Origin of the sequence: Novosphingobium sediminicola (assembly GCF_014196525.1) — a bacterium.
Classification (GTDB): domain Bacteria; phylum Pseudomonadota; class Alphaproteobacteria; order Sphingomonadales; family Sphingomonadaceae; genus Novosphingobium; species Novosphingobium sediminicola.
The window spans coordinates 261,229-284,125 of the sequence record NZ_JACIDX010000004.1 but is presented as its reverse complement, the minus strand read 5'-3'; the positions used below and the strand labels follow the sequence as shown (position 1 = coordinate 284,125).

The following is a 22,897-nucleotide window of genomic DNA, read 5'->3' as shown; positions in this document are numbered from 1 at the left end:
CCTTTGGCCACCATGTTTCAAGCGTGGCGCATGGGTGACAGTTAACAGGCCAAGCACCAAAACCCGCGCAATTCCCCACTTTTCATGGGGGATGGCCTATGTCATACTCATACAAATAGACAAAAAGCCCGCAAAAAGGGAGATGGAGGAAACATGTCGATTGCTCGTCTGATCGAAGGCCGCAACGTTAATATCGTTGGCTGTACCGTCTCGATGAAAGTGCGCGATGCCATCGCCCTGCTGGCGGACAAGAGGATCGGCGCGATCCCCGTGCTCGATGGCCATGCCATCGCCGGGATCTTTTCCGAACGCGATGTGATCTCGCGCCTCAACGAACATGGCCCGGCCCTGCTCGACATGGTGGTGGGGCAGGTGATGACCTCGCCCGCGATCACGGTGGACCCGGAAACCTCGGCGCTTGAAGCACTTGGTCTGATGACCCGCCGCCGTATCCGCCACCTGCCGGTGCTGCGCGAAGGGCGGATGGTCGATTTCATCTCCATCGGCGACCTCGTGAAATACCGGATCGACCGCATTCAGGGCGAAGCCGATGCTCTGCGTGATTACATCCAGATGGCCTGACCGCTGTCATCTGGATTGATGGGCGCGCGCCCGCCTTGCGAGTGGGCGGGCGCGCGCCTACATTGGCACCATGACTGACACCGCCCCCACCATCGCCCTCAGCCCCTCCGCCGCCGCCCGAGTCGCGTGGATCGCGCAGAAACAGGGCAAACCGGCCATGCTGCGCCTTGCCGTCGAAGGGGGCGGATGTTCGGGTTTCCAATATCGCTATGGCCTGGCCGAAAGCATCGAGGACGATGATACCGTCGTCGAAACCGATGGCGTCAAGCTGGTCGTCGATTCGGTCAGCCTCGATCTCGTATCGGGCTGCGTCGTCGATTATGTCGAGTCGCTGGGCGGGGCGGCGTTCAAGGTCGAAAATCCCAATGCCGTGGCCGGGTGTGGGTGCGGGTCTTCGTTTGCGGTTTGAGGTTAAGGGTTAAAGGTTAAGGGTGCCTCCGGCGGGCAAAGGGTCCTGACCCTTTGCAATCCCCATAATGGGCGCACGTGAGATTCGCGGGGAAGCACCACGCGGCGAAGCCGCTTTCAATTATTGCCTCCGGCGGTAAAGAAGGCTGAGTTTGCCACCGGCACCATCCCAGTCATGGGATTGCAAAGGGACCGAGTCCCTTTGCCCGCCGGAGGCACCTTAAACTTCTCTTCCCAAGGACCTGCATCCTCATGAAAATCGCCAGCTTCAACATCAACGGCATCAAGGCCCGCCTGCCGCGCCTGCTGGAATGGCTGGAGGAAACGCAGCCTGATGTCGCCTGTCTTCAGGAGATCAAGACGCAGGACGAGGGCTTTCCGGCCGATGAGTTTGAAAAGATCGGCTATCAGGCGATCTGGCACGGCCAGAAGAGCTTTAACGGCGTGGCGATCCTTGCTCGGGGCGAGAAGCCCATCGAGACCCAGCGCGGCCTTGCAGGCGAGCCTGAGGACGATCACAGCCGCTATATCGAGGCCGAGGTGCGCGGCGTGCGGATCGCGGGCATTTATCTGCCCAATGGCAATCCCCAACCCGGCCCCAAATTCGACTATAAATTGCGCTGGATGGAGCGTCTGCGCGCGCGGATGGCCGAATTAAAGGCGCTGGAAATCCCCGCCATCGTCACGGGCGATTTCAACGTCATCCCCACCGACCGCGACATCTGGAACCCCAAGGCTATGGCCGAGGATGCGCTGATGCAGCCCGAATCGCGCGATGCCTATCTGCGCCTGCTGCATGATGGCTGGACCGATGCCATCGCCACCCATAATCCCAATGGCGGCGTGTGGACCTATTGGGATTATCAGGCCGGCGCTTGGCAGAAGGACAATGGCTTCCGCATCGACCACGCGCTGCTCTCGCCAGAGCTAGCGGATCGGCTGGTGGCCTGCGGGGTGGACAAGGCGCATCGCGGCCGGGAAAAAGCCAGCGACCATGCGCCAGTCTGGGTCGAAATCCGCGATTAATTATTAACCGGGGCCTTATTGACCGGGGGCGGGGGGGCCGTGCTGCGCCGCCTTGGCCTTGGCTTCGGCTTCAGCCTGCTTCTGCTTGCGGGCGAAATAGGCCTTTTCCTCGTCCTCGACATCGGACTGGGTGCGCGCGGCCTCGGAATCGATCTTGCCAAGGCGCTTTTCACGCTCGGCTTCGATCATCTTGGAAAATTGCACATCGCTCGACTGCTTGCGCTCGGCATAGGCGTTCTTGATGAATTGCGAGACGCAGCCCGTCTGGCCGCCCGCGCCCACCGGCGAACAACTTTGAGCACCAGTGGCGCCTACGCGCTCATAGGCGATCACCTTGTTATTCCACGATTCGTTCTTCGGCCCGCCGGTGTTCTCGCGGAACGGCTCAGGGATGCGATAGCGCTCGCTCTCGGCCTTGCGGGCGCAGACGGTGATTTCATCGCCCTTGCCCTGCGGACAGGCATCGTCGCCAAAGATGATGACCATATTGACCCGCTCGCCCCCCGGGGCGGTGATCTGCGTGCCGCTGGGCTGGGCGGCAAGAGCGGGGGCAGCCATGCCCAAAACGGCAGCGAGGGTGAGAATCGGGCGAAACATGGCAACAGGCTCCTCAATGCGTTTGGCGGCAATATAGGCTGACCCAGCCCTCTGCGATAGCGGGTGAATGCTAGCTGAAGTTGGCCGCATCCGGCTTGCGCCAGAACAATTTAGATGCGTTCCGACAGGCGGATCGCCAATCGGCACCCCAACCGGATCGCCCCCGACAGCAGCGGATAGGCCGGCGCGCGCTCAGCCCCATTGGCAAAGGCGGTGTCGCGGTGTTCACGCTCATCATCGCGCGCCTTTTCGATCAGGCCCGCCAGTTCGGGGTCCTCATCGCCCAGTTCTTCCAATTGCTGCGTATAATGCAGGTCGATCTCAGTCTCGATGGCCGCAGTGCAGGCCATCGCCGCCTCCGGCCCGATCAGCGCCGTAGCCGCGCCCAGCGCAAAGCCCGCGACATGCCAGATCGGCTGAAGCACCGTAGGCCGCCCCTGCCGCTCGACGATCAGCCGGTCGAACCATGCGCGATGATCGACTTCCTGCGCTTCCATCTCGCGGATCTTGGCCGAATGCGGTCCGCGGTCGCCCATCACCGCCAGTTGCCCGGCATAGATGCGCACCGCGCCATATTCGCCCGCCTGATCGACGCGCACCATCCGCTTTACGCGCTGCGAAACCGCCATCTCAACGCTCCTTGCGCGCCATCAGCGCGAAAACCACCAGCGCCGCCGCGCCCGAAATCAGGAAATCGAAACCGGCCATCGAAATGCCCATCAGCTTCCACTGCACCACATCGCAGCGAATGACGGGCGCCGCCATGATCGCGGCCAAAGGATCGCCGCCATTGGAAAAGCTGACCGTGGTGGTGCATTCGGTCAGCCCCTTCCACCAGCCATATTCGACGCCCGCATGATAGCCGCCAATGGCCGAGGCCGCCGCCAGAGCAAGCCCCGAAAGCGCCACAAACAAACGCTTCACCGGCAGCACAAACGCCGCCACCGCCAGCCCCAGCGCGGCAAAATGGGCATAGCGCTGCCACCAGCACATCTCGCAAGGCACGAGGCCCCCGATATACTGAAACCCATAGGCCCCGCCCAGCAGCGCCAGCGGCACCGCCAATGCGACCAGATTTGCCCGGTTTAAACCAGCGCCCAGATTTTTCATCTCACTTGCCCTTTGCCGCCAGCGTCGCCGTGCGATTGATCGTCTGCAGCGCATACCACAGCTGGAAATCCTTGATGCCCTTCTCGGTCAATTCCTCGGGCGTCATTTTGAAGCGCGGATCGGGCGTGTTGTCCTTCTCCAGCTTCTTGTCATCGACGCCCTTTTCATTGACCAGATGGCGGCGCAAATCGCTCTCGCGCAGGGCCTTTTCGCTGCGCTTGCGCGCGTCGGGGTCGGAAATCTGCGGCACGCGGATGTCGGGTTCGATGCCGCCTTCCTGCACGCTGCGGCCCGACGGCGTGTAATAGCGCGCCGTGGTCAGCTTGACCGCATGGGCGCTGTCGATGGGGATCATCGTCTGCACGCTGCCCTTGCCGAAACTGCGCTCGCCCATGATCAGCGCGCGATGCTGATCCTGCAATGCGCCCGCAACGATTTCCGAAGCGCTGGCCGAACCCGCATCGATCAGCACGATAACCGGCAGGCCCTTGACCAGATCGCCGGGGAAATAGGTTTCGGCGCGATAGACCGCATTCTCACCCGCCTGACGCCCGCGCTGCGACACTACCGTGCCGCCGCTCAGGAACAGGTCGGACAGGGCCACCGCCTCGTCCAGTTCACCGCCCGGATTCGAGCGCAGATCCAGCACCACGCCGGTCAGCCGGTTGCCCGCCGCCGCGCGCTGCTTCTGGATCTGTTCAAACACCAGACGGCCCACATCATGGCTGAATTCATTGACCGTGACGACCGCCACATTGCCTTCCAGCTTGCTCGTCACCGGCTCCAGCGTGATCACCGCGCGGGTCAGCGTCAGGTCAAACGGCTCCTCGCGGCCGGGGCGATAGATGGTCAGCTTGATCTGGGTGCCTGCCGCGCCGCGCATCTTGGCCACCGCATCGTCCAGATCGCCGTCCACGATGAACTTGCCGTCCAGATGGGTGATATAATCGCCCGCCTTGACGCCGGCCTGCTCGGCCGGGCTGCCGCGCATCGGGCTGACCACCTTGACCGCGCCATCCTCCTGCACCACCGAAATGCCCAGACCCGCATAGCCCCCGTCGATCATCGTACGCAGCCGCTCAAGGCTGGCCCCGTCGAGATAGGAGGAATGCGGATCGAGGCTGGAGAGCATCCCGTCAATCGCACCCTTGACCAGTTTCTCGTCATCGGTCTGATCGACATAATGCGCCTTGATCAGGCTGTAGACGGTATAAAGCCGGGCAAATTGCGGCGCCACGCGGCCATCCACCGCGGCCAGACCCGCCGTGCCCACCGGCACCATCGCCACCGCCCCCAGCAAAAGTCCGGCGCGGGCAAGAGTGGCTAAACGTGAACGCATGGGGGGCCTTTCTGGATAATCGGGGGTAAACCTAGCCGGGTTGGGCGCACAATGCCAGATAGGCTATGTTGCAAGAATTAATGGTGCAGTTGATCGAGCGGGTTTACCGGCTTGCCATCCCTGCGCAATTCCAGCGTAATCTGGGGCCGTCCGGGCCCGGCCGAGCCGAGCGGCGATCCGGCCACGACATTGTCCCCCACCTGCGCCGAAATCCGCTCAAGCCCGGTGATCAGGCTGGTGAAACCGCCCGGATGGTCGATGATGATGATCTGGCCATATCCGGCAAACGGCCCGGCAAAGGCGATCCGCCCCGCCGATGGGGCTACCGCCTGCGCCTGCGCGCGCACCAGCAGAGTGATCCCGCGCGCGGCTGTTCCACGTGAAGCATCGCCGAAACCCGAGATCAGCCGCCCCGTTACCGGCAACAGGAAATCAGGGAGAGCCGTGGGCGTCGGGCTGGGCGAGGGGGCATAGGCGGCCTCCTGCGCCATTTGCCCTGCGGCAGGGCGCAGCACTGGGCCGGGCAGCGCCGCCAGACGGTCCCGCAGCGCGGCCGCCTGCTCCAACCCATCGAGCAATCCGCCCAGATCGCGCGCCTTTTCGCCCAGAGCCAGCGCACGTTCGGCCTCGCGGCTTGCCCCGCCATTGGCCTCGCGCGCGGCCTGACGCTGGCGGGCCTCCATCGCGCCCAGATCGCGGCGACGGGCGCCAAGCGCGGCAATCTCGCCATGCAGCGCGGCTTCGGCCGCCTTGGCCTGTTCCTGCAGCGCGCGCGCGCGGGCGAGTTCGCTGCGCAAGGCGGCGGTGCGGCGCTGCACCTGCGGCAGCATGCTTTCCAGAAGGGCGCGCGTATGCACGCTGTCGGCCAGCGAGCCGGGGCGCAGCAGGGCCACCAGCGGCGGGCGGCGGGACAGGCGCTGCAAGGCCCCGGTCAGTTCCACCAGCGGCTTCTGCCTTTGCGCCAGCTCTGCGCGCAAATCCCTGCGCTGCTGCTCTATGATGCGGATGCGCGCCTCGTCGGCCACGATCTGCGCCTCGGCCTCCTGAATCCGCGCGGCCAGAGCGGCAGCTTCACGGGCGGCTTTGTCGGCGGCGGCGCTGGCCTGCTGTGCGCCGCGTTCAAGGCTTTCGGCCCGGGCCCGCGCCTGACTTGCCTGCGCCTGCGCGGCGGCCAGATCGCGCCTTGTCTGGGCCGGAGTCTGCGCCGGATCGTCCAGCACATTGGTCACCTGCGCCCCGGCCGCGCCGGCCAGCAAAACGGCGATCAGCAGAGCCCCCGCCCGCATCGCTTAATTCGCCCGGTGATAGGGATGGCCCGACAGGATCGCGGTGGCGCGCCACAATTGTTCGGCCAGCATCGCGCGCGCCATCAGATGCGGCCATGTCATCGCGCCAAAGGCGATCAGCAGATCGGCGCCTGCGCGCCCCTCATCGCCATGCCCATCGGCCGCGCCGATTTCAAAGCGCACCTCACGCACGCCATCATCGCGCCAACGCCCCAGCATCGCGGCAAATTCTTCCGAAGAAAGCTGGCGCCCGCGCTCGTCGAGCAACACGCGGCGAGCAGGGGTGGCAAGGGCGGGAAGCGTACCGCCCCGGTCCGGCAATTCGGTGTGCTTCACCGGCCAGCTAATCCGCTTCAGATAGCGGTCCAGCATCTCTCCTTCGGGCGAGCGGGCAATCCGCCCACGGGCCAGTATATGCAGCAGCATCGTGCCGACCCGTCCTTTTGCCGCGCCCCCGAAAAACCTGATCAGTCGTGCAGATCAGGCCGCACCGCTGGGTCCGTCAAAGCCCCACATGCGTTCCAGATTGTAGAAGTTGCGCACTTCGGGGCGGAACAGATGGACGACAATATCGCTGGCATCGATCAACACCCAATCCGCCGCAGGCAGACCTTCGATGCGGACATGGCCAAAGCCGCCATGCTTGATACGCTCGGCCAGATGCTGGGCCATCGCGGCCACCTGACGCGTGGAACGGCCCGATGCGATCACCATGTGATCGGCCACCGAGGTCTTGCCTTCCAGCGGGATGGAGACAATTTCCTGCGCCTGATCGTCGTCAAGCGATTGCAGGATCAACGCATGCAGCGAACCGGGCACGGATTCGGGCAGCGTGGAAACGGGTTTCGCCGCCGGGATGGCGGGCGAAGGGGTGATAGGATCGGGCATGTAGGTCAGAATAACTCCTCTCTGGTGGCAGGCCCGCTCCGGCTGGAGGCGGGGTGCCAGAATGATCAATAGGAAACGCTTATGGCCATGTCTCGCCGCATCATGCCCGTCCCCTATGGGCAATCCTGCGGCGTGTCAGGCCATCCCGCAGCGATGGTGCAATCACTCCCTGCGCCCATGCCGGATTGGCCTGCCGGATGGCGGTGGCCGAACGGGGATCGGGGTCGAAACGCAACAGCACCAGCCTTGGCGCGCTCCATCCAGCCGGCTTTTTCAAACTGGCCGCAGGCCGCCGGAATCGGCGCAGCCAGGCCATCGCCGGACTGGCAACAGCGCCGCTATCATAGCCCGGACGGGCAATAACCGCAATCGGCATAGCGCGGGCGATATCGCGCCACCGCCGCCAGCGATGAAATTGCGCCAGATTGTCCGCGCCCATGATCCACGTGAAACATTTTGCGGGCCAGCGGCGGCGAATCCGCGCCAAAGTATCAACAGTATAGCGCGTGCCCAGATCCTGCTCGATGGCCGAAACCCGGATCGGCGCGCGCCGCGCCTGCGCCCGCGCCGAGGCCACGCGCGCGGGCAGGGGGGCCATGCCCGCCTGAGGCTTCAATGGATTTCCCGGAGACACCAGCCACCACACCTCATCCAGCCCCAGCGCGGCAAGCGTCATGAGGCTGATGCGGCGATGGCCCCCATGGGCGGGATTGAAGCTCCCGCCCATAAGGCCGATACGTTGCGGATTGGGTTTCAGGGGCGAACCTGTCCGGTTCCGCGCACCTGCCACTTATAGGTGGTCAGCCCTTCCAGAGCGACCGGGCCGCGCGCGTGCAGGCGACCGGTAGCAATGCCGATTTCCGCGCCAAGCCCAAACTCGCCGCCATCGGCAAATTGCGTGCTGGCGTTGACCATGACGATCGCGCTGTCGACACGCTGGAGGAATTCCTCAGCAGCAGCAGCGTCAGCCGTGATGATGGCGTCGGTGTGATGGCTGGAATGGCGGGCGATATGGTCAATCGCCGCCTCGGCCCCATCGACCACGGCCACCGAGAGGATCGCGTCGAGATATTCGGTATCCCAATCGGCCTCGCTGGCGGGCAGGATGCGCGGATCGAGCGCGCGGGCACGAGCATCACCGCGCAATTCACAGCCCTTGTCGAGCAGCGCCTGAACCACCGCGACCGAGCCGGGGAAGGCAGCGTCGAGCAACAGCGTTTCCATCGAACCGCAAATGCCGGTGCGGCGCATCTTGGCGTTCACCGCGATGGAGAGAGCCATGTCAGGATCGGCCGCGCTGTGAACATAGGTGTGGCAAATGCCGTCCAGATGCGCGAGCACGGGCACGCGGGCGTCATCCTGAACCCGCTGGACCAGCGATTTGCCGCCGCGCGGCACAATCATGTCGATCAGCCCCGCCGCCGTCAGCATCGCACCCACCGCTGCACGGTCCTGCGTCGGCAGTAATTGTACCGCCGCCTCGGACACGCCCGCGCTGACCAGACCCTTGACCATCGCGGCATGGATCGCGCGATTGGAATGCACCGCTTCGCTGCCCCCGCGCAGCAGCGCGGCATTGCCCGAACCGATGCAGAGCGCGGCCGCGTCCGCCGTCACATTGGGGCGGCTTTCATAAATGATGCCGATCAGGCCGACAGGCACGCGCACCCGCGCCAGAACGAGGCCATTGGGGCGCTCATCCTGCGAAATCACCTCGCCCACGGGATCGGGCAGACCGGCCACCGCCGCCACCGCATCGGCAATCCCGGCCAGACGGCCCGCATCCAGCTTCAGCCGGTCGAGCATCGCGCCCGACAGGCCGCGCGCGGCGCCCGCCACCATATCCTGCGCATTGGCCTCCAGAATCGCTGGTTCCGCCGCGCGCAGAGCATCGGCAGCCGCCAGCAGCGCCGCAGCCTTTTGCGGGGTGGTCATGCGCGCCAGCACGACCTGCGCCGCGCGGCCAGCCTTAGCCAGACGCGCTACCAGCGCTTCGGACGTTTCGGTTTGGGCGGATTCAAGAGTTTGCGTATCAGACATGCGCGGCCCCTTAACAGAATTGCGCCGCCCTGTCAGCCATTCAGCGTTTGCGCCGCTTTTTTAGCGTGGCCAGCAGTGCGCGCTTGGCCCCGTCCGACATGGCGGGCCATGCCGCGATCTCATCCCCGCTGCGCCAGCATCCCGCGCAAAAGCCATGGGTGGGATGAAGGCGGCACACGCCATTGCAGGGGGAGGCGGGGGATTTCATCGCGCCGGCCCATAAAGAAAAGCCCCCCGTCGGCAAGGACGGAGGGCCTGAAATGATCGCGCGATCCGCAAAAAGGATCAACGATAGAAGATATGGTTCTCGATCTGCGCCACGCGGACCTTGTCCTGCCAGCGCGAACCCAGACGGGCGGCGTGGAAATACAGCGCACCTTCTGCGCTCGACTTCCAGCGGTTGTCATGGGCGATATGAGCAATGGCCAGAGCGTTCTGCCACTTGCGCGATTCGGTCCGAATCGCGGGCATGTGATGGCCGCGCACAAAAGAGAATTGCGAGGGCTGATACACCACGCCGCAGTAAGAGGCGGGGAAACGGCCCGAACGGGTGCGGTTCACGATCACGCGGCCAACGGCGAGCTGGCCATCGAGCGGTTCGTTACCGGCTTCGAAATAGATGGCGCCGGCCAGACAATTGATGTCTTCCGACGTTTCCGAGGCGGCTTCGGGCTCTGCGGCGACAAGGTCGGCGAGCGAAGCGGGGGCCTGCGGGGCGGGAATCAGAGCGTCCGAGGTGTTTTCCTCGTTAAACACGCTGAGCGAAGGTTGCAGTTGAACCGACGACTGGGTTTTGTCCTGAGCGGCTGCGCCCGAACCGGCGGCGCTGTAAAGCAAAACCAGAAAACCAGCGGCAACCGAGGCCAGACTGGCGCGTTTCAGAAAGAGAGCCATAAACAATTTCAAATGGGCGGTGAACAGCCTGTCGCAAGGGTGAAGCGGGGTCTTTAGCCATTGCTGGCGCCGAAACCGCCCGACCGCTTGCCGGATGTCCCCCGTCTGCGCGCTTGTCGTTCCGGCATGATTGCCGGACAGACCGCCCTCGCGAGATTAGGTGTGCGCCCGTTGCCCAAAGCGGCGCGCAGGGTCAATCAGTCATCTGCCGTTAATCCGATGAACCGTTCACCTCGCGCGATATCCAGTTCAACAATCCACAGGTCGCTGTCCTGACGCTCGCGTTTTTTCAGCCAGTCGGGGAACTCATCGGGCGATTCGGCGTTCTGCTTCTTTGCGCATTGCCAGATTCGGTGGCCATCCGCGCTGGGCATCCGTTCATAGGCGCGATAATCGCCGCCCCGGTCGCACAAAACCACCATCACTGTGCCCGCATCGGGATCGCCGCGCGCGACGATCGTGCCAAAGCCGCCCTCGGCCTGAACCTGACGCAAAAGCGCGGAAACTTCGATTCCTGCGGGTAATCGCTCGCTCAAGTGCTGCGGTCGGCCACATTGGCGATCAGCGCATAAATCGCCTCGTCGCCCGGCGCCTCCATCAGCGCGGCATGCATCTTGTCATCGCGCATCAGCCGCGAGATCGCCGCCAGAGCATGCAGATGGACCACGCCCGCCGCCTCGGGGCTGAGCAGGCCGAACACCAGATCGACCGGCATATCGTCGGCCGCCTCAAACGCCACAGGCGCAGCCAGTCGCAGAAACACGGCCACCGGCTTTTCCACCATCGGCACGCGGGCATGGGGAATCGCCACGCCGCGCCCGAAACCGGTGCTGCCCAGATTTTCCCGTTCAAGGATACGCTCAAGCACCTGCGCCCGATCAAGTCCGTACACCGCCGCAAAGCGGTCGGCCAGACAATCGAGAACAGCCGACTTGCTATCGACTTTTACCGTACTGACGGCATCAGGCAGGAGCGTGAACAGCGCGGTCATCGCCAAAATTCGTTTAAGCCTTCTCTCCCGCGCGCCAAGAAGCCAAGCGGGATCGGCCGGGCCGATAGCGGGTTTTATCGAAACAAGCAAAGAGGTTTGGTTCGTCAGCTTACCGCCTTGACCAAACGCCCCCGCCAGTGGTCCCAAAAACACACCACGGCCCGCGCCAAAGGCACCGGGCCGTGGAGCGCGTTAACGTTCGTCAGGACGGTTCGACCCAGCCGATCGACCCATCACCGCGCCGGTAAACCATATTATGCTTGCCGGTGCCAGCGTTTTTGAACAGCAGCGCGTTAGTGTTGCGCAGGTCGAGCATCATCACCGCGTCCGACACGGTGGTTTCGGGCACATCGACGCGCAGCTCGGCAATCACCAGCGGCGCTTCAATGGGGGCCTCGTCCTGCTCGATCTCGGGTTCGACGAAAATCGTATAGGCGGCTTCTTCGGAACGAACCGAATGGGCGGCCTGTTCCTGCCGCGCGCTCAACCGGCGCTTATAGCGGCGCAGCTGGGTTTCCACCTTGTCCGAGGCCTGGTCAAAGGCGTGGTGCGCATCATGGCTGAGGCCGGCGCCCTTCAGGATCAGGCCCTGGCGCACATGCATCACGATGTCGCTGCGGAACGAACCGCCCGGGGCCTTGCTGAAGGTGACAACCGAAGACAGCGCCCGCGCGAAATATTTGTCGATGATCGCCGCCAGGCGCTCCTCAACATGCACGCGCAGTGCATCGCCAGTTTCCATTTGATGACCGGAAACGCGAACGTCCATGGTTGTTACTCCTCTTGTTGTTATCTCTTGATAGTCACTGAAGCCAGATCGGCTCCTTGATCGATTTCAAAAACGCGCCGTGGGCGTCCAGTTCCTCCTGACTGGCGGCATGAGGGCGGGCCTCGCGCAGGGGTCGCGAACGCGGCGCCTGCGTGTGGGTTTCGGTTACTGTTTGCGTAATAACAACGCTTTGCGCGGCCAGTTCCATACCAATCTGGCGGCCGCCCAGCAATTCGACATAGACCTGCGCCAGCAGTTCGGAGTCGAGCAGGGCGCCATGTTTGGTTCGGTGGCTGCGGTCGATGCCATAGCGGGTGCAAAGCGCATCGAGCGAGTTTTTCGCGCCGGGATGTTTCTGGCGTGCGATCTTGACCGTATCGACCATGCGATCCAGCCCGACCGGCTCGAAACCGGCGGCGGTCAGCTCGGCATTGATAAAGCCAAAGTCGAAACCGGCATTATGCGCCACCATCGGCGCATCGCCGATAAAATCGAGAAATTCCTGCGCCTTTTCCGCAAACAGCGGCTTGTCCGCCAAGAACGCTTCGGACAGGCCGTGGACCCGTTCGGCCTCGGCTGGCATGTCGCGCTGGGGGTTGAAATAGGCATGATAGGTCGCGCCGGTGGCCACCCTGTTGACCATTTCGACGCAGCCAATTTCCACCAGCCTATCGCCGTTTTTGGGGTCCAGACCTGTGGTTTCGGTGTCGAAGATAATCTCACGCATTGTGATATCTATCCTCCTCGAAACCGGGCTGCACAAGCAAAATTCTCATGGAATCGAGATTAGGTTGCGTTTCCGTCCAAATGGTTAATCCGATCTAACACTTTTGCGAGGGCCTCGCGGGTTTCCTCCAGCGAAGTACCTGTATCAATGATATAATCGGCCAGCGCCCGTTTTTCCGGATCGGGCATTTGCGCGGCCAGAATATCGTCGAATTTAGCCTCATTCATGCCCGGTCGGGCCATGACTCGGGCCTTTTGCACAGGGGCCGGGGCCGAAACCACCACCACCGCATCCATTCCCCCCCGCCCGGTGCGCTCAAACAGCAAGGGAATGTCAAAAACAACCATCGGTGAGTCGCAATGTTGCGCAAGGAATTGCTCCCGCGCAATCGCCACCGCCGGATGGACAATCGCTTCCAGCCGCGCCAACGCTTCGGGCTTGCCAAACACCGCCGCGCCCAGTTTGCCCCGGTCCACACCATCCGGGCCGGTGGTGCCGGGAAATTCAGCCTCGATGGCGGGCAGCAAGGCCCCGCCCGGTCCCTGAAGCGCGCGCACCGTGGCGTCAGCATCGAACACCGGCACGCCGCAATCGCACAGCATCCCGGCCACGGTCGATTTGCCCATGCCGATCGAGCCGGTGAGACCGATGATCCTGGGGCCGATGCTCTTCATGCCGTCAGAATCGCGCGCAGGGCCACATCGCCCCGCTCACGCGCAGGGTCGACGCCGTAAAAATGTTCAAAGGCAATCCCCGCCTGACCGATCAGCATGGTCAGCCCGTCGATGCAGCGCATCCCCTCGGCCCGCGCGGCGGCCAGCAAAGGCGTTTCGAGCGGCGCGGTGACAATATCATAAACAATCGCCGCAGGCCGCCCATGGCTCAGATCCAGCGCCAAAGGCGGATTGCCGACCATGCCCAGCGGGCTGGCATTGACGATCATGCCGAATTCGCCATCGCCGCCACGGGCAAAATCCCCCAACGCCGCCGCGCGATGGCGCGGGCCTGGTGCGAGTTCATCCAGCAAATCCTGCGCCTTGGCCGGATCGCGCGCGGCCAGCGTGATCGCGATCCCCGCATCGGCCAGCGCCACGACAATCGCCCGCGCTGCGCCGCCCGCCCCGATCACCAGCGCATTTTCCGGCGCCAACTCATCGCCCAGGACCGGCAGCAAAGGCTCGATAAAGCCCGGCGCGTCGGTGTTATGGCCGATCAGCCGCCCATCTTGCTCCACCGCCACCGTATTGACCGCGCCGATCCGCGCCGCCAGCGGGTCCAGCCCGTCGAGCAGGGGGATGATCGTCTGCTTATGCGGCATGGTGACATTGCATCCGCGCCACAAAGGTTCGGCCCGGCGCGCGGCAATATAGGCGGGCAGATCGGCGGGCAGCACATGGGCGCGGCCGTAATCAGCCTCCAGCCCCAGCCGTTCGAGCCAGTGGCCATGAATCGCGGGCGATTTGGATTGGGCAATCGGATCGCCGATCACTTCGGCAAAGGGCCGCGTGGGCGCAAGTATTTCAGTCACTTCAAGCCTCTCAAAGCCCCCAGCACAGCCAGCAGCGGCATACCCAGCACCGTGAAATGGCTGCCCTCGATGCTGTCGAACAATTGCACGCCGCGCGCCTCGATGCGGAACACCCCGACGCAGGCGGCCACTTCGGGCCATTCGGCGTCGAGATAGGCCGAAATAAAGCCCTCGTCGAGCGTGCGGACCGACAGGCGCGCGCATTCGGCATGGGCCCAGACCACCGCCCCATCACGGGCCAGCGCGGCGGCCGAATGCAATTCCATCACCCGGCCCGAAAAGAAGCGCAGATGATCGGCAGCATCCTCGCGGCTTGCCGGTTTGTCGAAACGGCGGCCATCGACCACGACAAGGGAGTCGCTGCCCAGCACCAGCGCACCCGGCGCCGATGGACAGACCGCCAGAGCCTTGGCCTTGGCCAAAGCCAGCGCGACAGCATCGGGCGCAGCGCCCGTAAGCCCGGCCTCCAGCGCGCGTTCGTCGATGCGCGCGGGAATAGCCTGATGCGCCACACCGGCAGCATCGAGCATCGCCCGACGCGAAGCGCTCTGGCTGGCCAAAACGAGTTCAGGAAAAGTCATCGGTTTTATCGGGCTCCGGAATGATGATCGGTCCGCTCTTTGATCAGATTGATGATCGCGGCGGCGGTTTCTTCGATCGAGCGGCGGGTGACGTCGATCACCGGCCAGCCATTATCGGCAAACATGCGGCGGGCAAATTGCAACTCGGCTCCCACGCGATCATTATCCACATAGGCAGTATCGGGCGATTGGTTCAGCGTCAGCAGGCGATTACGGCGCACCTGAATCAGGCGTTCGGGCGCGGTGGTCAGGCCCACGACCAGCGGGCGCTTGAGATCATAGAGCAGACCGGGCGGTGGGCTTTCCACCACGATGGGGATATTGGCGACCTTGAACCCGCGATTGGCCAGATAGATGCTGGTGGGCGTTTTCGAGGTGCGCGATACGCCCGCCAGCACGATATCGGCCTCCTCCCAATCCTCCCACGCCACGCCGTCATCATGGGCAATGGTGAACTGGATCGCCTCGACGCGGGCGAAATAGGCTGCGTCCAAAGTGTGCTGGCGGCCGGGGCGGCCCTTGGCCTCCTGACCCAGCGCGGCCTCAAGCGAATCAATCACCGCATCGAGCGCGGGCACCGCAGGCAGACCCAAAGTACGACAGCGATCCTCCAATGCCCTGCGGATATCCTGGCTGACCATCGTATAAACGACCAGACCGGGGTTGGCAGCGATATCGCCGATGATACGATCGAGGTGCGCCTGCGAGCGGACCATGGGCCAGAAATGACGCACGACATCGGTATCGTCGAATTGCGACAGCGCGGCCTTGGCGATCATTTCCAGCGTTTCGCCGGTGGAATCGGAGAGCAAATGGAGATGGAGCCGCGTCATTCGTGAATGTACCTAAATCCGTTCCGCGCTGTGGATAAGCCTGCCCATAAACCACGGTAAAGGTCTGGTGACAATCTGGGGGACAGGTTTAACCCCCGGTAGCAGGACTCCTTTGCGCGACTTGTGGACATGTGAATAGGGTTACCCACAGGCTGGGGATAAGGGGGATAAGGAATCCTTGACCCTGACTCTTGGGGATTCGCAGAGGGCCTCGGCCTGTTCATTTCGGGATAAATCGGGCAAGGAACCGGTATGCCCGCTATCCACAGGCCAACTACCTACTAGAACCCTTTAATAAGAATCTATTTTTTTGGATTGGACTCTCTCGATGCCCGGTTTGCTCCTCGATACGTTGCGCGGTTCCAATGGCTATCAACGCCCGATCTGGCTGATGCGTCAGGCCGGACGATACCTTCCGGAATATCGCGAACTGCGGGCGGAGAAGGGGGGCTTCCTCGCGCTGGTCTATGACAGCGCGGCGGCGGCTGAAATCACGGTTCAACCTTTGCGTCGTTTCGGCTTTGACGGGGCGATCCTGTTTTCCGACATTCTGATCGTGCCCTATGCCATGGGTCAGGATCTGCAATTTCTGGTGGGCGAGGGACCGCACCTTTCTCCACGGCTTGTCGATCATGCTCTCAAATCGCTTGTGGCGGTCCCTGAGCGCCTTGCGCCGATCTATGAGACCGTGAGGCAGGTCGTGGCCCAGATCAGCCCACAGACCACCATGCTGGGCTTTGCGGGCAGTCCCTGGACCATCGCGACCTATATGGTGAATGGCGAGGGCAGCCGCGATCAGCATGAGACCCGCGCCTATGCCTATCGCGACCCGGCGGCCTTTCAGGCGATCATCGACGGGATTGTGGCCGTGACGGTCGAATATCTCGACGGCCAGATCAAAGCTGGGGCCGAGGCGATCCAGCTTTTCGACAGTTGGGCAGGGTCGCTGGCCCCGCGCGAGTTCGAAAAATGGGTTATCGCGCCCAATGCAGCCATTGTGAAGGCGGTCAAGGCGCTGCACCCCACCGTGCCCGTCATCGGCTTCCCCAAGGGTTCCGGCGAGAAACTGGCGGCCTATGCGCGCGAGACCGGCGTGGATGCGGTGGGCATTGACGAGACCATCGACCCGATCTGGGCCGCGCGCGAATTGCCCGCGAATATGCCGGTGCAGGGCAATCTCGATCCGCTGCTGCTGCTGGCGGGCGGGGATGAGCTGGAGGCGCGCGCCATCGGCGTGCTCGAAGCCTTTGCCGACCGGCCGCATGTGTTCAATCTGGGCCATGGCATCGGGCAGACCACCCCCATCGCCCATGTCGAGCAATTGCTCAGCGTCGTGCGCGGCTGGAAACGGTAAAGCGCATTTAGGGCACTGTTCTTCCGGTTTTTTGCCGTCACGGCGTTGACAGCGGAAAACCGGATCCCACTTTTTCGCACGATGCTAAAAATCATGGTGCAGCGATGGATTGGGTGCTTTCGATGACCTATCTCTGGCTCAAGGCGGGCCATATCATCTTTGTGATCTTCTGGATGGCGGGCCTCTTCATGCTGCCGCGCTATTTCGTCTATCATCAGGAAAGCGAGCCGGGCAGCGCGGAGGAAGCCCGCTGGATCGACCGTGAGGCCAAGCTGCGCAAGATCATCCTGACCCCCGCGCTGATCGTGGTCTGGGTGCTGGGGCTGCTCTTGGCGCACACGATCGGGGCCTTTTCGCAGGGGTGGTTCCATTTGAAGCTGGCCGCTGTGCTGGGGCTGACGGCCTATCACATGTGGCTGGTGGGCTATTCCAAGGCGCTGGCCCGCGGCCAGCGGCGGTTGACCGGCAAGCGCTTGCGGCTGCTTAATGAAGTGCCGGGGCTGGCGGCGGCGGTGATTGTGGTGATGGTGGTGTTGAAGCCGTTTTGAGGGGGTTTTGCCTCCGGCGGGCAAAGGGCGGAGGCCCTTTGCAATCCCATTAAGGGGGTTGCGTTTGGGTTCGCAGGTTTGTGGATTGGGTGATGATTGAAAGCCTGCGGCGCTATCACTGGGCGCCGCAGGCTTTATCATTTCAGAGGGTGCGTTCGACACTCCACGATGAACCCATGGCGCAACGCAGACAGTAACGGGAGCGCGAGGGTCTAGACCCTCGCATCAATCCCTTCTTTCCTTGATTTCTCACCCCCAATCCCCTATCTACCCCCGCAACCGGCACCGCCGCGCGACACAACTGACGCGGCATCTTCATGGTCTTGCATTCTCCATGCCCGATAGACCCGCCGGCCGAACCTCATAGGAATACCTTGATATGCATTTGAAAGAATTGAAGAAAAAGACTTCGGCCGAGCTGGTCGAGATGGCCGAGGAATATGGCGTGGAAAGCGCCAGCACCTTGCGCCGCCAGGATCTGATGTATGCGATCCTGAAGGAAGTGGCCGAGGATGGCGAAGAGATCATCGGTCAGGGCACGATCGAAGTGCTGCCCGACGGCTTTGGCTTTTTGCGCAATCCCGAGGCCAATTATCTGGCCGGGCCGGATGACATTTATGTCTCGCCCAATCAGGTCCGCAAGTGGGGCCTGCGCACGGGCGACACGGTCGAAGGCGAAATTCGCGCGCCCAAGGATGGCGAGCGCTATTTCGCGATCACCAAACTGGTCAGCGTCAATTTCGACAATCCCGAAGCGGTGCGCCATCGCGTCAATTTCGACAACCTGACCCCGCTCTATCCGAACGAGCGCCTGAAACTCGACACGCTCGACCCCACGGTCAAGGACAAGTCGGCCCGCGTGATCGACCTGATCTCGCCTCAGGGCAAGGGCCAGCGCGCGCTGATCGTCGCGCCGCCACGTACCGGTAAGACCGTGCTGCTGCAGAACATCGCCAAGGCGATCACCGACAATCACCCCGAAGTGTTCCTGCTGGTGCTGCTGGTCGATGAACGCCCCGAAGAAGTTACCGACATGCAGCGCAGCGTGAAGGGCGAGGTCATCTCCTCGACCTTTGACGAACCGGCGCAGCGCCACGTGCAGGTGGCCGAAATGGTCATCGAAAAGGCCAAGCGCCTGGTAGAACACAAGCGCGATGTCGTCATCCTGCTCGACTCGATCACCCGCCTTGGCCGCGCCTATAACACTGTCGTTCCTTCCTCCGGCAAGGTGCTGACCGGCGGTGTGGACGCCAACGCCCTGCAGCGCCCCAAGCGCTTCTTCGGCGCCGCGCGTAACATCGAAGAAGGCGGCTCGCTCTCCATCATCGCCACCGCGCTGATCGACACCGGCAGCCGCATGGACGAAGTGATCTTTGAAGAATTCAAGGGCACGGGTAACAGCGAAATCGTCCTCGACCGCAAGGTCGCCGACAAGCGCATCTTCCCCGCGCTGGATGTGGGCAAGTCGGGCACCCGCAAGGAAGAGTTGCTGGTCGAAAAGGGCAACCTTTCGAAGATGTGGGTCCTGCGCCGCATCCTCATGCAGATGGGCACCGTCGATGCGATGGAATTCCTCCTCGACAAGATGAAGGATTCCAAGACCAACGAGGACTTCTTCGCCACGATGAACCAGTAAGCGAAGTTTGCCTCCGGCGGGCAAAGGGCGGGGGCCCTTTGCAATCCCGTTATGGGGTGGCGCTTGGGTTCGCAGGGATGTGGATCTAGGCGATGGTTTTAAAGCCTGCGGCGCTGTTACTAGGCGCCGCAGGCTTTTTCATTTCTAACGCGGCGTCGACACTCCACGTTGAACCCCTGACGCAACGCCGACAGTAACGGGAGCGCGAGGGACGAGTCCCTCGCATAAACCCCTTCCTCCTTTCTAAAATCTAGACTTCCCCCCCCCACTGTGTCTTTATCCATTCCGGTTTGCGCCATAAGGAGACCCCGGCGATGAAGATGAATTTCGAGGTGGATTGCACACCGGAGGAAGCGCGTCGCTTTCTGGGCCTGCCCGATGTGACGCGGGCCAATGAGGCCTATGTCGATGCGGTGATGAAGGCGATGCAGGGCGCCGGTTCGCTCGATCAGCTTCAGGAGTTTACCAAGCAGTTCGCGCCGATGGGCCAGCTTGGCATGAAGATGTTCCAGAACATTCTTGAGGCCGGCGCGAGCATGGCGACCGGCGGCAAGAAGTAAGATCACCTTTCCATGATTGACACGATTTTTGCCTGCTCCAGCGGGATGCCTCCGGCTGCGATTGCGGTGATCCGGATCAGCGGGCCGCAGGCGGGCGCGGCCTTGATCGCGCTGGGCGGGCGCTTGCCCGTGGAGCGGCGCGCGAGCCTGATGGTCCTGCGCGATGGGGCAGGGGCAGAGCTGGATCGCGCGTTGGTCCTGTGGTTTCCCGGCACGCGCACGGCGACGGGCGAGGATCTGGCCGAGATCCATTGCCACGGCGGACGCGCGGTGATCGCGGCGCTGGAGCATGCGCTGTCGGTTCTGCCGGGCCTGCGCCGCGCCGAGGCGGGCGAGTTCACACGGCGCGCATTTTTGAACGGCCGCATGGATCTGGCCGAGGCCGAAGGTCTGGGCGATCTGCTTTCCGCCGAGACGGAGATACAGCGACAGGCCGCGGTGGCGATGGCGGGCGGCGCTCTGTCAGTTGTGGTCAAGGGCTGGCGCGAGCGGGTGTTGATGCTTTCGGCGCAGGTTGAGGCGGTGCTGGATTTTGGCGATGAGGGTGATGTGGGCGGACTGCCTGCTTCCTTCGGGCCCACGCTGACGATGTTTCACGTGGAACTTTCTGAGTGGTTGTCCCGCCCGCGTGCCGAGGCTCTGCGCGAAGGGTTTCGCGTGGTGATCGCCGGGCCGCCCAATGCGGGCAAGAGCACTTTGTTCAACGCGCTGGTCGAGGATGACGCGGCGATCATCACCCCGCTGGCCGGAACCACGCGCGACATTCTGATGCGCCCGGTGGCGCTGGGCGGGGTGCCGTTTCAGTTTCTCGACACGGCGGGCCTGCGCGATGATGGCGCCGATGTGGTGGAAAGCATCGGCATCGAGCGCGCCCGCGATGTCATGGCGCGCGCGGATCTGGTGCTCTGGCTGGGGCCGGAGGGCGAAGGGCCGCAGGGCGCGTGGGAGATCGAATCCCGGATCGACGCCGCCGTGCGCATGGCCAAATCCGCCCCCCGCCATCGCCTGTCGGGCAAGACCGGCGAGGGGGTGGATGCCTTGCGCCGCGACCTGATCGACACGGCGCGGATGGCCATGCCCAAGCCCGGACAGGTGGCGTTGAACGCCCGCCAGCATGGCCTGCTCGCCGAAGCCGCTGCCGCTTTGGCGACCATTCGCCCTGATGGCGACCTGTTGCTGACCGCCGAAGATCTGCGCGCCGCGCGTTCCGCCTTCGACCGTTTGCTGGGCGGGGCGGGGACCGAGGATATGCTCGACGCTTTGTTCGGACGTTTCTGCATCGGAAAATGAGGCGTGTTTCACGTGAAACACGCCGCACCTTTGACCCGCCCGCCCGCTTAGGGTAGGGGCGAGGAATGCAGCATTTTGACATCATCGTGGTCGGCGGCGGCCATGCCGGCGTAGAGGCCGCCGCCGTTGCCGCGCGTATGGGCGCACGTGTGGCGCTGGTCTCCTTCGATCTCAACGCCATCGGCGCCATGAGTTGCAACCCGGCCATCGGCGGTCTGGGCAAGGGCCATCTTGTGCGCGAGGTCGATGCGTTCGACGGGCTGATGGGGCGGGCGGCAGACGCAGCCTCGATCCACTATCGCATGCTCAATCGCAGCAAGGGCAGCGCGGTGCAAGGCCCCCGCATTCAGGCCGACCGCAAATTGTTTAAGGCGGCGATCCAGCGGATGCTGCCCCAGCAAGGCGACTTGTCGCAGGTGGCTGGAGAGGTCGCCGCGCTGGTGCTGGACGGGGGCCGTGTGACCGGCGTGGATCTGGCCGATGGGACCCGCCTGACGGCTTCGGCGGTTGTGCTGTGCACCGGCACCTTTCTGGGCGGCACGCTGTTTCGCGGGGAAGAGCAGATGGTCGGCGGGCGCATTGGCGAGGCCGCGGCGCATCGTCTGGCTGCCCAAATGCGCGAGGCGGATCTGCCGATGGCGCGGCTCAAGACCGGCACGCCGCCGCGTCTCGATGGGCGGACCATAGACTGGGTGCGGCTGGAGGAGCAGCCGAGCGATGCCGAGCATTGGTGCATGTCGGCGCTGGAGACGCGCCGGGTGAACCCGCAATTGGCCTGTGCGATCACGCGGACCAATGCCGCTGTCCATGAAACGATTCAGGCCAACCTTCATCGCTCCCCGCTGTTCAGCGGGGCGATTGGCGCACGTGGCCCGCGCTATTGCCCCAGCATCGAGGACAAGATCCACCGCTTTGCCGACCGGGATGGCCATCAGATTTTCCTCGAACCCGAAGGGCTGACGACCCATCTGGTCTACCCCAATGGTATCTCAACTAGCCTGCCCGCCGATGTGCAATTGACCATGCTGCGCCACATGGAAGGGTTGGAGCAGGTCGAGATGGTGGTGCCGGGCTATGCGGTGGAGTACGACCATATCGACCCGCGCGCGCTGCGGAGCTCGCTGGAGCTGCGAGCGATTCCCGGCCTCTATTGCGCGGGCCAGATCAACGGCACGACCGGCTATGAAGAGGCGGCGGCGCAGGGACTGATCGCGGGGATGAATGCGGCGGCCACGGTGCTGGGGCGTGAGGCTCCGGCGATTGATCGTGCCAATTCCTATCTGGCGGTGATGGTCGATGACCTGACGCTCCACGGGGTGAGTGAGCCTTACCGGATGCTGACGGCGCGGGCGGAGTATCGGCTGCGGCTTAGGGCCAACAATGCCTCGTCGCGACTGACGCCTTTGGCGGCGGCGGCCGGGTGTTTGGGGGCGGAGCGTTCCGCGTGGTTTGCCCAGCGGCAGGACGAGAAGGCGGCGCTGGAAGGCGCGCTGGCTCAGGGCGTGACGGCGCAGGATCTGGCCACTGCGGGCATCACTGCCAAGGCCGATGCGGGGCGTTTGCCCTTGCGGGAATGGCTGCGTTTCGATGGCGTGTCCATCGACCGGCTGCGCCCATGGCTGGGCGAGGCGTTGGACGTGGACGCGACGCTGATCGAGGAAGTGGCCGAGGACGCGGCCTATGCCCCCTATTTGGCGCGGCAGGAAAGGGAGCTGTCCGACCTGCGTTCGAACGAGCATCTGCACCTGGCGGAGGACTTTCCCTATGGTCAGATCGCCGGTCTTTCGAGCGAGATGGTGGAACGTTTGACACGGGCGCGTCCGGAAAATCTGGCGGCGGCGGGGCGCGTGGCGGGGGTGACTCCGGCGGCTCTGGCGGCGCTGTTGGTACATGCAAGGAAGCTGGCCTGA

Annotated in this window: 28 protein-coding genes; 9 read left to right on the top strand and 19 right to left on the bottom strand. The window is 63.5% G+C overall.

Annotated elements, in window-relative coordinates:
* The first annotated feature begins 153 nt into the window (after positions 1-153).
* The 3 genes from GGR38_RS07170 (at position 154) to xth (ending at position 2,016) form a co-directional block, all read left to right on the top strand.
* Positions 154-582, top strand: coding sequence for a CBS domain-containing protein (locus tag GGR38_RS07170; RefSeq protein WP_172340018.1), 429 nt, complete (start codon positions 154-156; stop codon positions 580-582).
* A gap of 70 nt (positions 583-652) precedes the next feature.
* The gene (gene erpA / locus GGR38_RS07165; RefSeq protein WP_183624038.1) at positions 653-991 is read left to right on the top strand and encodes an iron-sulfur cluster insertion protein ErpA; all 339 of its coding nucleotides are present in this window, start codon (positions 653-655) and stop codon (positions 989-991) included.
* Between the two features lie 251 nt (positions 992-1,242).
* Positions 1,243-2,016 carry an exodeoxyribonuclease III gene (gene xth / locus GGR38_RS07160; protein WP_183624037.1) on the top strand — a complete coding sequence of 258 codons (774 nt, stop codon included), beginning with the start codon at positions 1,243-1,245 and terminating at the stop codon, positions 2,014-2,016.
* A 15-nt stretch (positions 2,017-2,031) separates the two neighbouring features.
* Here the strand turns inward: xth and GGR38_RS07155 are convergent, their stop codons facing one another.
* From GGR38_RS07155 to GGR38_RS07065, 19 genes are all read right to left on the bottom strand, one after another.
* On the bottom strand, positions 2,032-2,613 hold the full coding sequence (locus GGR38_RS07155; RefSeq protein WP_183624035.1) for a hypothetical protein: 582 nt from the start codon (positions 2,611-2,613) through the stop codon (positions 2,032-2,034).
* A 110-nt stretch (positions 2,614-2,723) separates the two neighbouring features.
* A complete protein-coding gene (locus GGR38_RS07150) occupies positions 2,724-3,242 on the bottom strand; it encodes a demethoxyubiquinone hydroxylase family protein (protein WP_183624033.1) in 519 nt (172 codons plus the stop codon).
* Between the two features lies 1 nt (position 3,243).
* Complete coding sequence (locus GGR38_RS07145) at positions 3,244-3,723, bottom strand: disulfide bond formation protein B (protein WP_183624031.1); 480 nt, start codon at positions 3,721-3,723, stop codon at positions 3,244-3,246.
* Between the two features lies 1 nt (position 3,724).
* Positions 3,725-5,062, bottom strand: coding sequence for a S41 family peptidase (locus tag GGR38_RS07140; protein ID WP_183624029.1), 1,338 nt, complete (start codon positions 5,060-5,062; stop codon positions 3,725-3,727).
* A gap of 77 nt (positions 5,063-5,139) precedes the next feature.
* Complete coding sequence (locus tag GGR38_RS07135) at positions 5,140-6,348, bottom strand: murein hydrolase activator EnvC family protein (protein ID WP_183624027.1); 1,209 nt, start codon at positions 6,346-6,348, stop codon at positions 5,140-5,142.
* Positions 6,349-6,351: 3 nt separating this feature from the next.
* The gene (locus GGR38_RS07130; protein WP_183624025.1) at positions 6,352-6,774 is read right to left on the bottom strand and encodes a 23S rRNA (pseudouridine(1915)-N(3))-methyltransferase RlmH; all 423 of its coding nucleotides are present in this window, start codon (positions 6,772-6,774) and stop codon (positions 6,352-6,354) included.
* 54 nt (positions 6,775-6,828) lie between these two features.
* A complete protein-coding gene (gene rsfS / locus GGR38_RS07125; protein WP_183624023.1) occupies positions 6,829-7,236 on the bottom strand; it encodes a ribosome silencing factor in 408 nt (135 codons plus the stop codon).
* 100 nt (positions 7,237-7,336) lie between these two features.
* Positions 7,337-8,026: a nicotinate-nucleotide adenylyltransferase gene (locus GGR38_RS07120; RefSeq protein WP_183624021.1), complete on the bottom strand. Its 690-nt coding sequence runs from the start codon at positions 8,024-8,026 to the stop codon at positions 7,337-7,339.
* Entirely contained in the window at positions 7,990-9,276 is a 1,287-nt protein-coding gene (locus GGR38_RS07115) for a glutamate-5-semialdehyde dehydrogenase (RefSeq protein ID WP_183624019.1), read from the bottom strand. Before GGR38_RS07115 ends, GGR38_RS07120 begins: the two co-directional genes overlap by 37 nt.
* A 40-nt stretch (positions 9,277-9,316) precedes the next feature.
* A complete protein-coding gene (locus tag GGR38_RS07110) occupies positions 9,317-9,484 on the bottom strand; it encodes a DUF1289 domain-containing protein (protein ID WP_183624017.1) in 168 nt (55 codons plus the stop codon).
* Between the two features lie 77 nt (positions 9,485-9,561).
* Positions 9,562-10,170 (bottom strand): cell wall hydrolase, encoded by a 609-nt coding sequence (locus GGR38_RS07105; RefSeq protein ID WP_183624015.1) that lies wholly within the window; start codon positions 10,168-10,170, stop codon positions 9,562-9,564.
* A gap of 197 nt (positions 10,171-10,367) precedes the next feature.
* Complete coding sequence (locus GGR38_RS07100; RefSeq protein WP_183624013.1) at positions 10,368-10,706, bottom strand: DUF1491 family protein; 339 nt, start codon at positions 10,704-10,706, stop codon at positions 10,368-10,370.
* A complete protein-coding gene (locus tag GGR38_RS07095; protein WP_183624011.1) occupies positions 10,703-11,161 on the bottom strand; it encodes a PTS sugar transporter subunit IIA in 459 nt (152 codons plus the stop codon). Before GGR38_RS07095 ends, GGR38_RS07100 begins: the two co-directional genes overlap by 4 nt.
* A 202-nt stretch (positions 11,162-11,363) precedes the next feature.
* The gene (gene hpf, locus GGR38_RS07090) at positions 11,364-11,903 is read right to left on the bottom strand and encodes a ribosome hibernation-promoting factor, HPF/YfiA family (protein ID WP_425497043.1); all 540 of its coding nucleotides are present in this window, start codon (positions 11,901-11,903) and stop codon (positions 11,364-11,366) included.
* A gap of 61 nt (positions 11,904-11,964) precedes the next feature.
* On the bottom strand, positions 11,965-12,657 hold the full coding sequence (gene dnaQ, locus GGR38_RS07085) for a DNA polymerase III subunit epsilon (protein WP_183624007.1): 693 nt from the start codon (positions 12,655-12,657) through the stop codon (positions 11,965-11,967).
* 59 nt (positions 12,658-12,716) lie between these two features.
* Positions 12,717-13,331: a dephospho-CoA kinase gene (coaE, locus tag GGR38_RS07080; protein WP_183624005.1), complete on the bottom strand. Its 615-nt coding sequence runs from the start codon at positions 13,329-13,331 to the stop codon at positions 12,717-12,719.
* The gene (gene aroE, locus GGR38_RS07075; protein ID WP_343059020.1) at positions 13,328-14,185 is read right to left on the bottom strand and encodes a shikimate dehydrogenase; all 858 of its coding nucleotides are present in this window, start codon (positions 14,183-14,185) and stop codon (positions 13,328-13,330) included. The genes coaE and aroE overlap by 4 nt, the downstream gene beginning before the upstream one ends.
* Positions 14,182-14,766 carry a Maf family protein gene (locus GGR38_RS07070; protein WP_183624003.1) on the bottom strand — a complete coding sequence of 195 codons (585 nt, stop codon included), beginning with the start codon at positions 14,764-14,766 and terminating at the stop codon, positions 14,182-14,184. Before GGR38_RS07070 ends, aroE begins: the two co-directional genes overlap by 4 nt.
* A gap of 5 nt (positions 14,767-14,771) precedes the next feature.
* Positions 14,772-15,599 carry a pyruvate, water dikinase regulatory protein gene (locus GGR38_RS07065; RefSeq protein WP_172340036.1) on the bottom strand — a complete coding sequence of 276 codons (828 nt, stop codon included), beginning with the start codon at positions 15,597-15,599 and terminating at the stop codon, positions 14,772-14,774.
* A gap of 328 nt (positions 15,600-15,927) precedes the next feature.
* Between GGR38_RS07065 and hemE the strand changes: the two genes are divergently transcribed.
* The 6 genes from hemE (at position 15,928) to mnmG (ending at position 22,897) form a co-directional block, all read left to right on the top strand.
* On the top strand, positions 15,928-16,953 hold the full coding sequence (gene hemE / locus GGR38_RS07060; RefSeq protein WP_183624001.1) for a uroporphyrinogen decarboxylase: 1,026 nt from the start codon (positions 15,928-15,930) through the stop codon (positions 16,951-16,953).
* A gap of 104 nt (positions 16,954-17,057) precedes the next feature.
* A complete protein-coding gene (locus GGR38_RS07055; RefSeq protein WP_183623999.1) occupies positions 17,058-17,501 on the top strand; it encodes a CopD family protein in 444 nt (147 codons plus the stop codon).
* Between the two features lie 379 nt (positions 17,502-17,880).
* Complete coding sequence (rho, locus tag GGR38_RS07050; protein ID WP_168603237.1) at positions 17,881-19,137, top strand: transcription termination factor Rho; 1,257 nt, start codon at positions 17,881-17,883, stop codon at positions 19,135-19,137.
* A gap of 314 nt (positions 19,138-19,451) precedes the next feature.
* Positions 19,452-19,697 carry a DUF6489 family protein gene (locus GGR38_RS07045; protein ID WP_172340040.1) on the top strand — a complete coding sequence of 82 codons (246 nt, stop codon included), beginning with the start codon at positions 19,452-19,454 and terminating at the stop codon, positions 19,695-19,697.
* A gap of 12 nt (positions 19,698-19,709) precedes the next feature.
* Entirely contained in the window at positions 19,710-20,987 is a 1,278-nt protein-coding gene (mnmE, locus tag GGR38_RS07040; protein ID WP_183623997.1) for a tRNA uridine-5-carboxymethylaminomethyl(34) synthesis GTPase MnmE, read from the top strand.
* A gap of 65 nt (positions 20,988-21,052) precedes the next feature.
* Positions 21,053-22,897 carry a tRNA uridine-5-carboxymethylaminomethyl(34) synthesis enzyme MnmG gene (gene mnmG / locus GGR38_RS07035; protein ID WP_183623995.1) on the top strand — a complete coding sequence of 615 codons (1,845 nt, stop codon included), beginning with the start codon at positions 21,053-21,055 and terminating at the stop codon, positions 22,895-22,897.

Excerpts from the sequence above, each read along its gene's own strand:
- erpA (WP_183624038.1), top strand. The coding sequence starts at position 653 with ATGACTGACACCGCCCCCACCATCGCCCTCAGCCCCTCCGCCGCCGCC.
- GGR38_RS07045 (WP_172340040.1), top strand. The coding sequence starts at position 19,452 with ATGAAGATGAATTTCGAGGTGGATTGCACACCGGAGGAAGCGCGTCGC.
- rsfS (WP_183624023.1), bottom strand. The coding sequence starts at position 7,236 with ATGCCCGATCCTATCACCCCTTCGCCCGCCATCCCGGCGGCGAAACCC.
- dnaQ (WP_183624007.1), bottom strand. The coding sequence starts at position 12,657 with ATGCGTGAGATTATCTTCGACACCGAAACCACAGGTCTGGACCCCAAA.
- mnmE (WP_183623997.1), top strand. The coding sequence starts at position 19,710 with ATGATTGACACGATTTTTGCCTGCTCCAGCGGGATGCCTCCGGCTGCG.
- GGR38_RS07145 (WP_183624031.1), bottom strand. The coding sequence starts at position 3,723 with ATGAAAAATCTGGGCGCTGGTTTAAACCGGGCAAATCTGGTCGCATTG.
- GGR38_RS07140 (WP_183624029.1), bottom strand. The coding sequence starts at position 5,062 with ATGCGTTCACGTTTAGCCACTCTTGCCCGCGCCGGACTTTTGCTGGGG.
- xth (WP_183624037.1), top strand. The coding sequence starts at position 1,243 with ATGAAAATCGCCAGCTTCAACATCAACGGCATCAAGGCCCGCCTGCCG.
- GGR38_RS07155 (WP_183624035.1), bottom strand. The coding sequence starts at position 2,613 with ATGTTTCGCCCGATTCTCACCCTCGCTGCCGTTTTGGGCATGGCTGCC.
- hemE (WP_183624001.1), top strand. The coding sequence starts at position 15,928 with ATGCCCGGTTTGCTCCTCGATACGTTGCGCGGTTCCAATGGCTATCAA.
- GGR38_RS07170 (WP_172340018.1), top strand. The coding sequence starts at position 154 with ATGTCGATTGCTCGTCTGATCGAAGGCCGCAACGTTAATATCGTTGGC.
- GGR38_RS07115 (WP_183624019.1), bottom strand. The coding sequence starts at position 9,276 with ATGTCTGATACGCAAACTCTTGAATCCGCCCAAACCGAAACGTCCGAA.
- GGR38_RS07070 (WP_183624003.1), bottom strand. The coding sequence starts at position 14,766 with ATGACTTTTCCTGAACTCGTTTTGGCCAGCCAGAGCGCTTCGCGTCGG.
- GGR38_RS07095 (WP_183624011.1), bottom strand. The coding sequence starts at position 11,161 with ATGACCGCGCTGTTCACGCTCCTGCCTGATGCCGTCAGTACGGTAAAA.
- GGR38_RS07130 (WP_183624025.1), bottom strand. The coding sequence starts at position 6,774 with ATGCTGCTGCATATACTGGCCCGTGGGCGGATTGCCCGCTCGCCCGAA.
- mnmG (WP_183623995.1), top strand. The coding sequence starts at position 21,053 with ATGCAGCATTTTGACATCATCGTGGTCGGCGGCGGCCATGCCGGCGTA.
- GGR38_RS07150 (WP_183624033.1), bottom strand. The coding sequence starts at position 3,242 with ATGGCGGTTTCGCAGCGCGTAAAGCGGATGGTGCGCGTCGATCAGGCG.
- GGR38_RS07105 (WP_183624015.1), bottom strand. The coding sequence starts at position 10,170 with ATGGCTCTCTTTCTGAAACGCGCCAGTCTGGCCTCGGTTGCCGCTGGT.
- coaE (WP_183624005.1), bottom strand. The coding sequence starts at position 13,331 with ATGAAGAGCATCGGCCCCAGGATCATCGGTCTCACCGGCTCGATCGGC.
- GGR38_RS07135 (WP_183624027.1), bottom strand. The coding sequence starts at position 6,348 with ATGCGGGCGGGGGCTCTGCTGATCGCCGTTTTGCTGGCCGGCGCGGCC.
- hpf (WP_425497043.1), bottom strand. The coding sequence starts at position 11,903 with ATGGAAACTGGCGATGCACTGCGCGTGCATGTTGAGGAGCGCCTGGCG.
- GGR38_RS07110 (WP_183624017.1), bottom strand. The coding sequence starts at position 9,484 with ATGAAATCCCCCGCCTCCCCCTGCAATGGCGTGTGCCGCCTTCATCCC.
- GGR38_RS07055 (WP_183623999.1), top strand. The coding sequence starts at position 17,058 with ATGGATTGGGTGCTTTCGATGACCTATCTCTGGCTCAAGGCGGGCCAT.
- rho (WP_168603237.1), top strand. The coding sequence starts at position 17,881 with ATGCATTTGAAAGAATTGAAGAAAAAGACTTCGGCCGAGCTGGTCGAG.
- GGR38_RS07065 (WP_172340036.1), bottom strand. The coding sequence starts at position 15,599 with ATGACGCGGCTCCATCTCCATTTGCTCTCCGATTCCACCGGCGAAACG.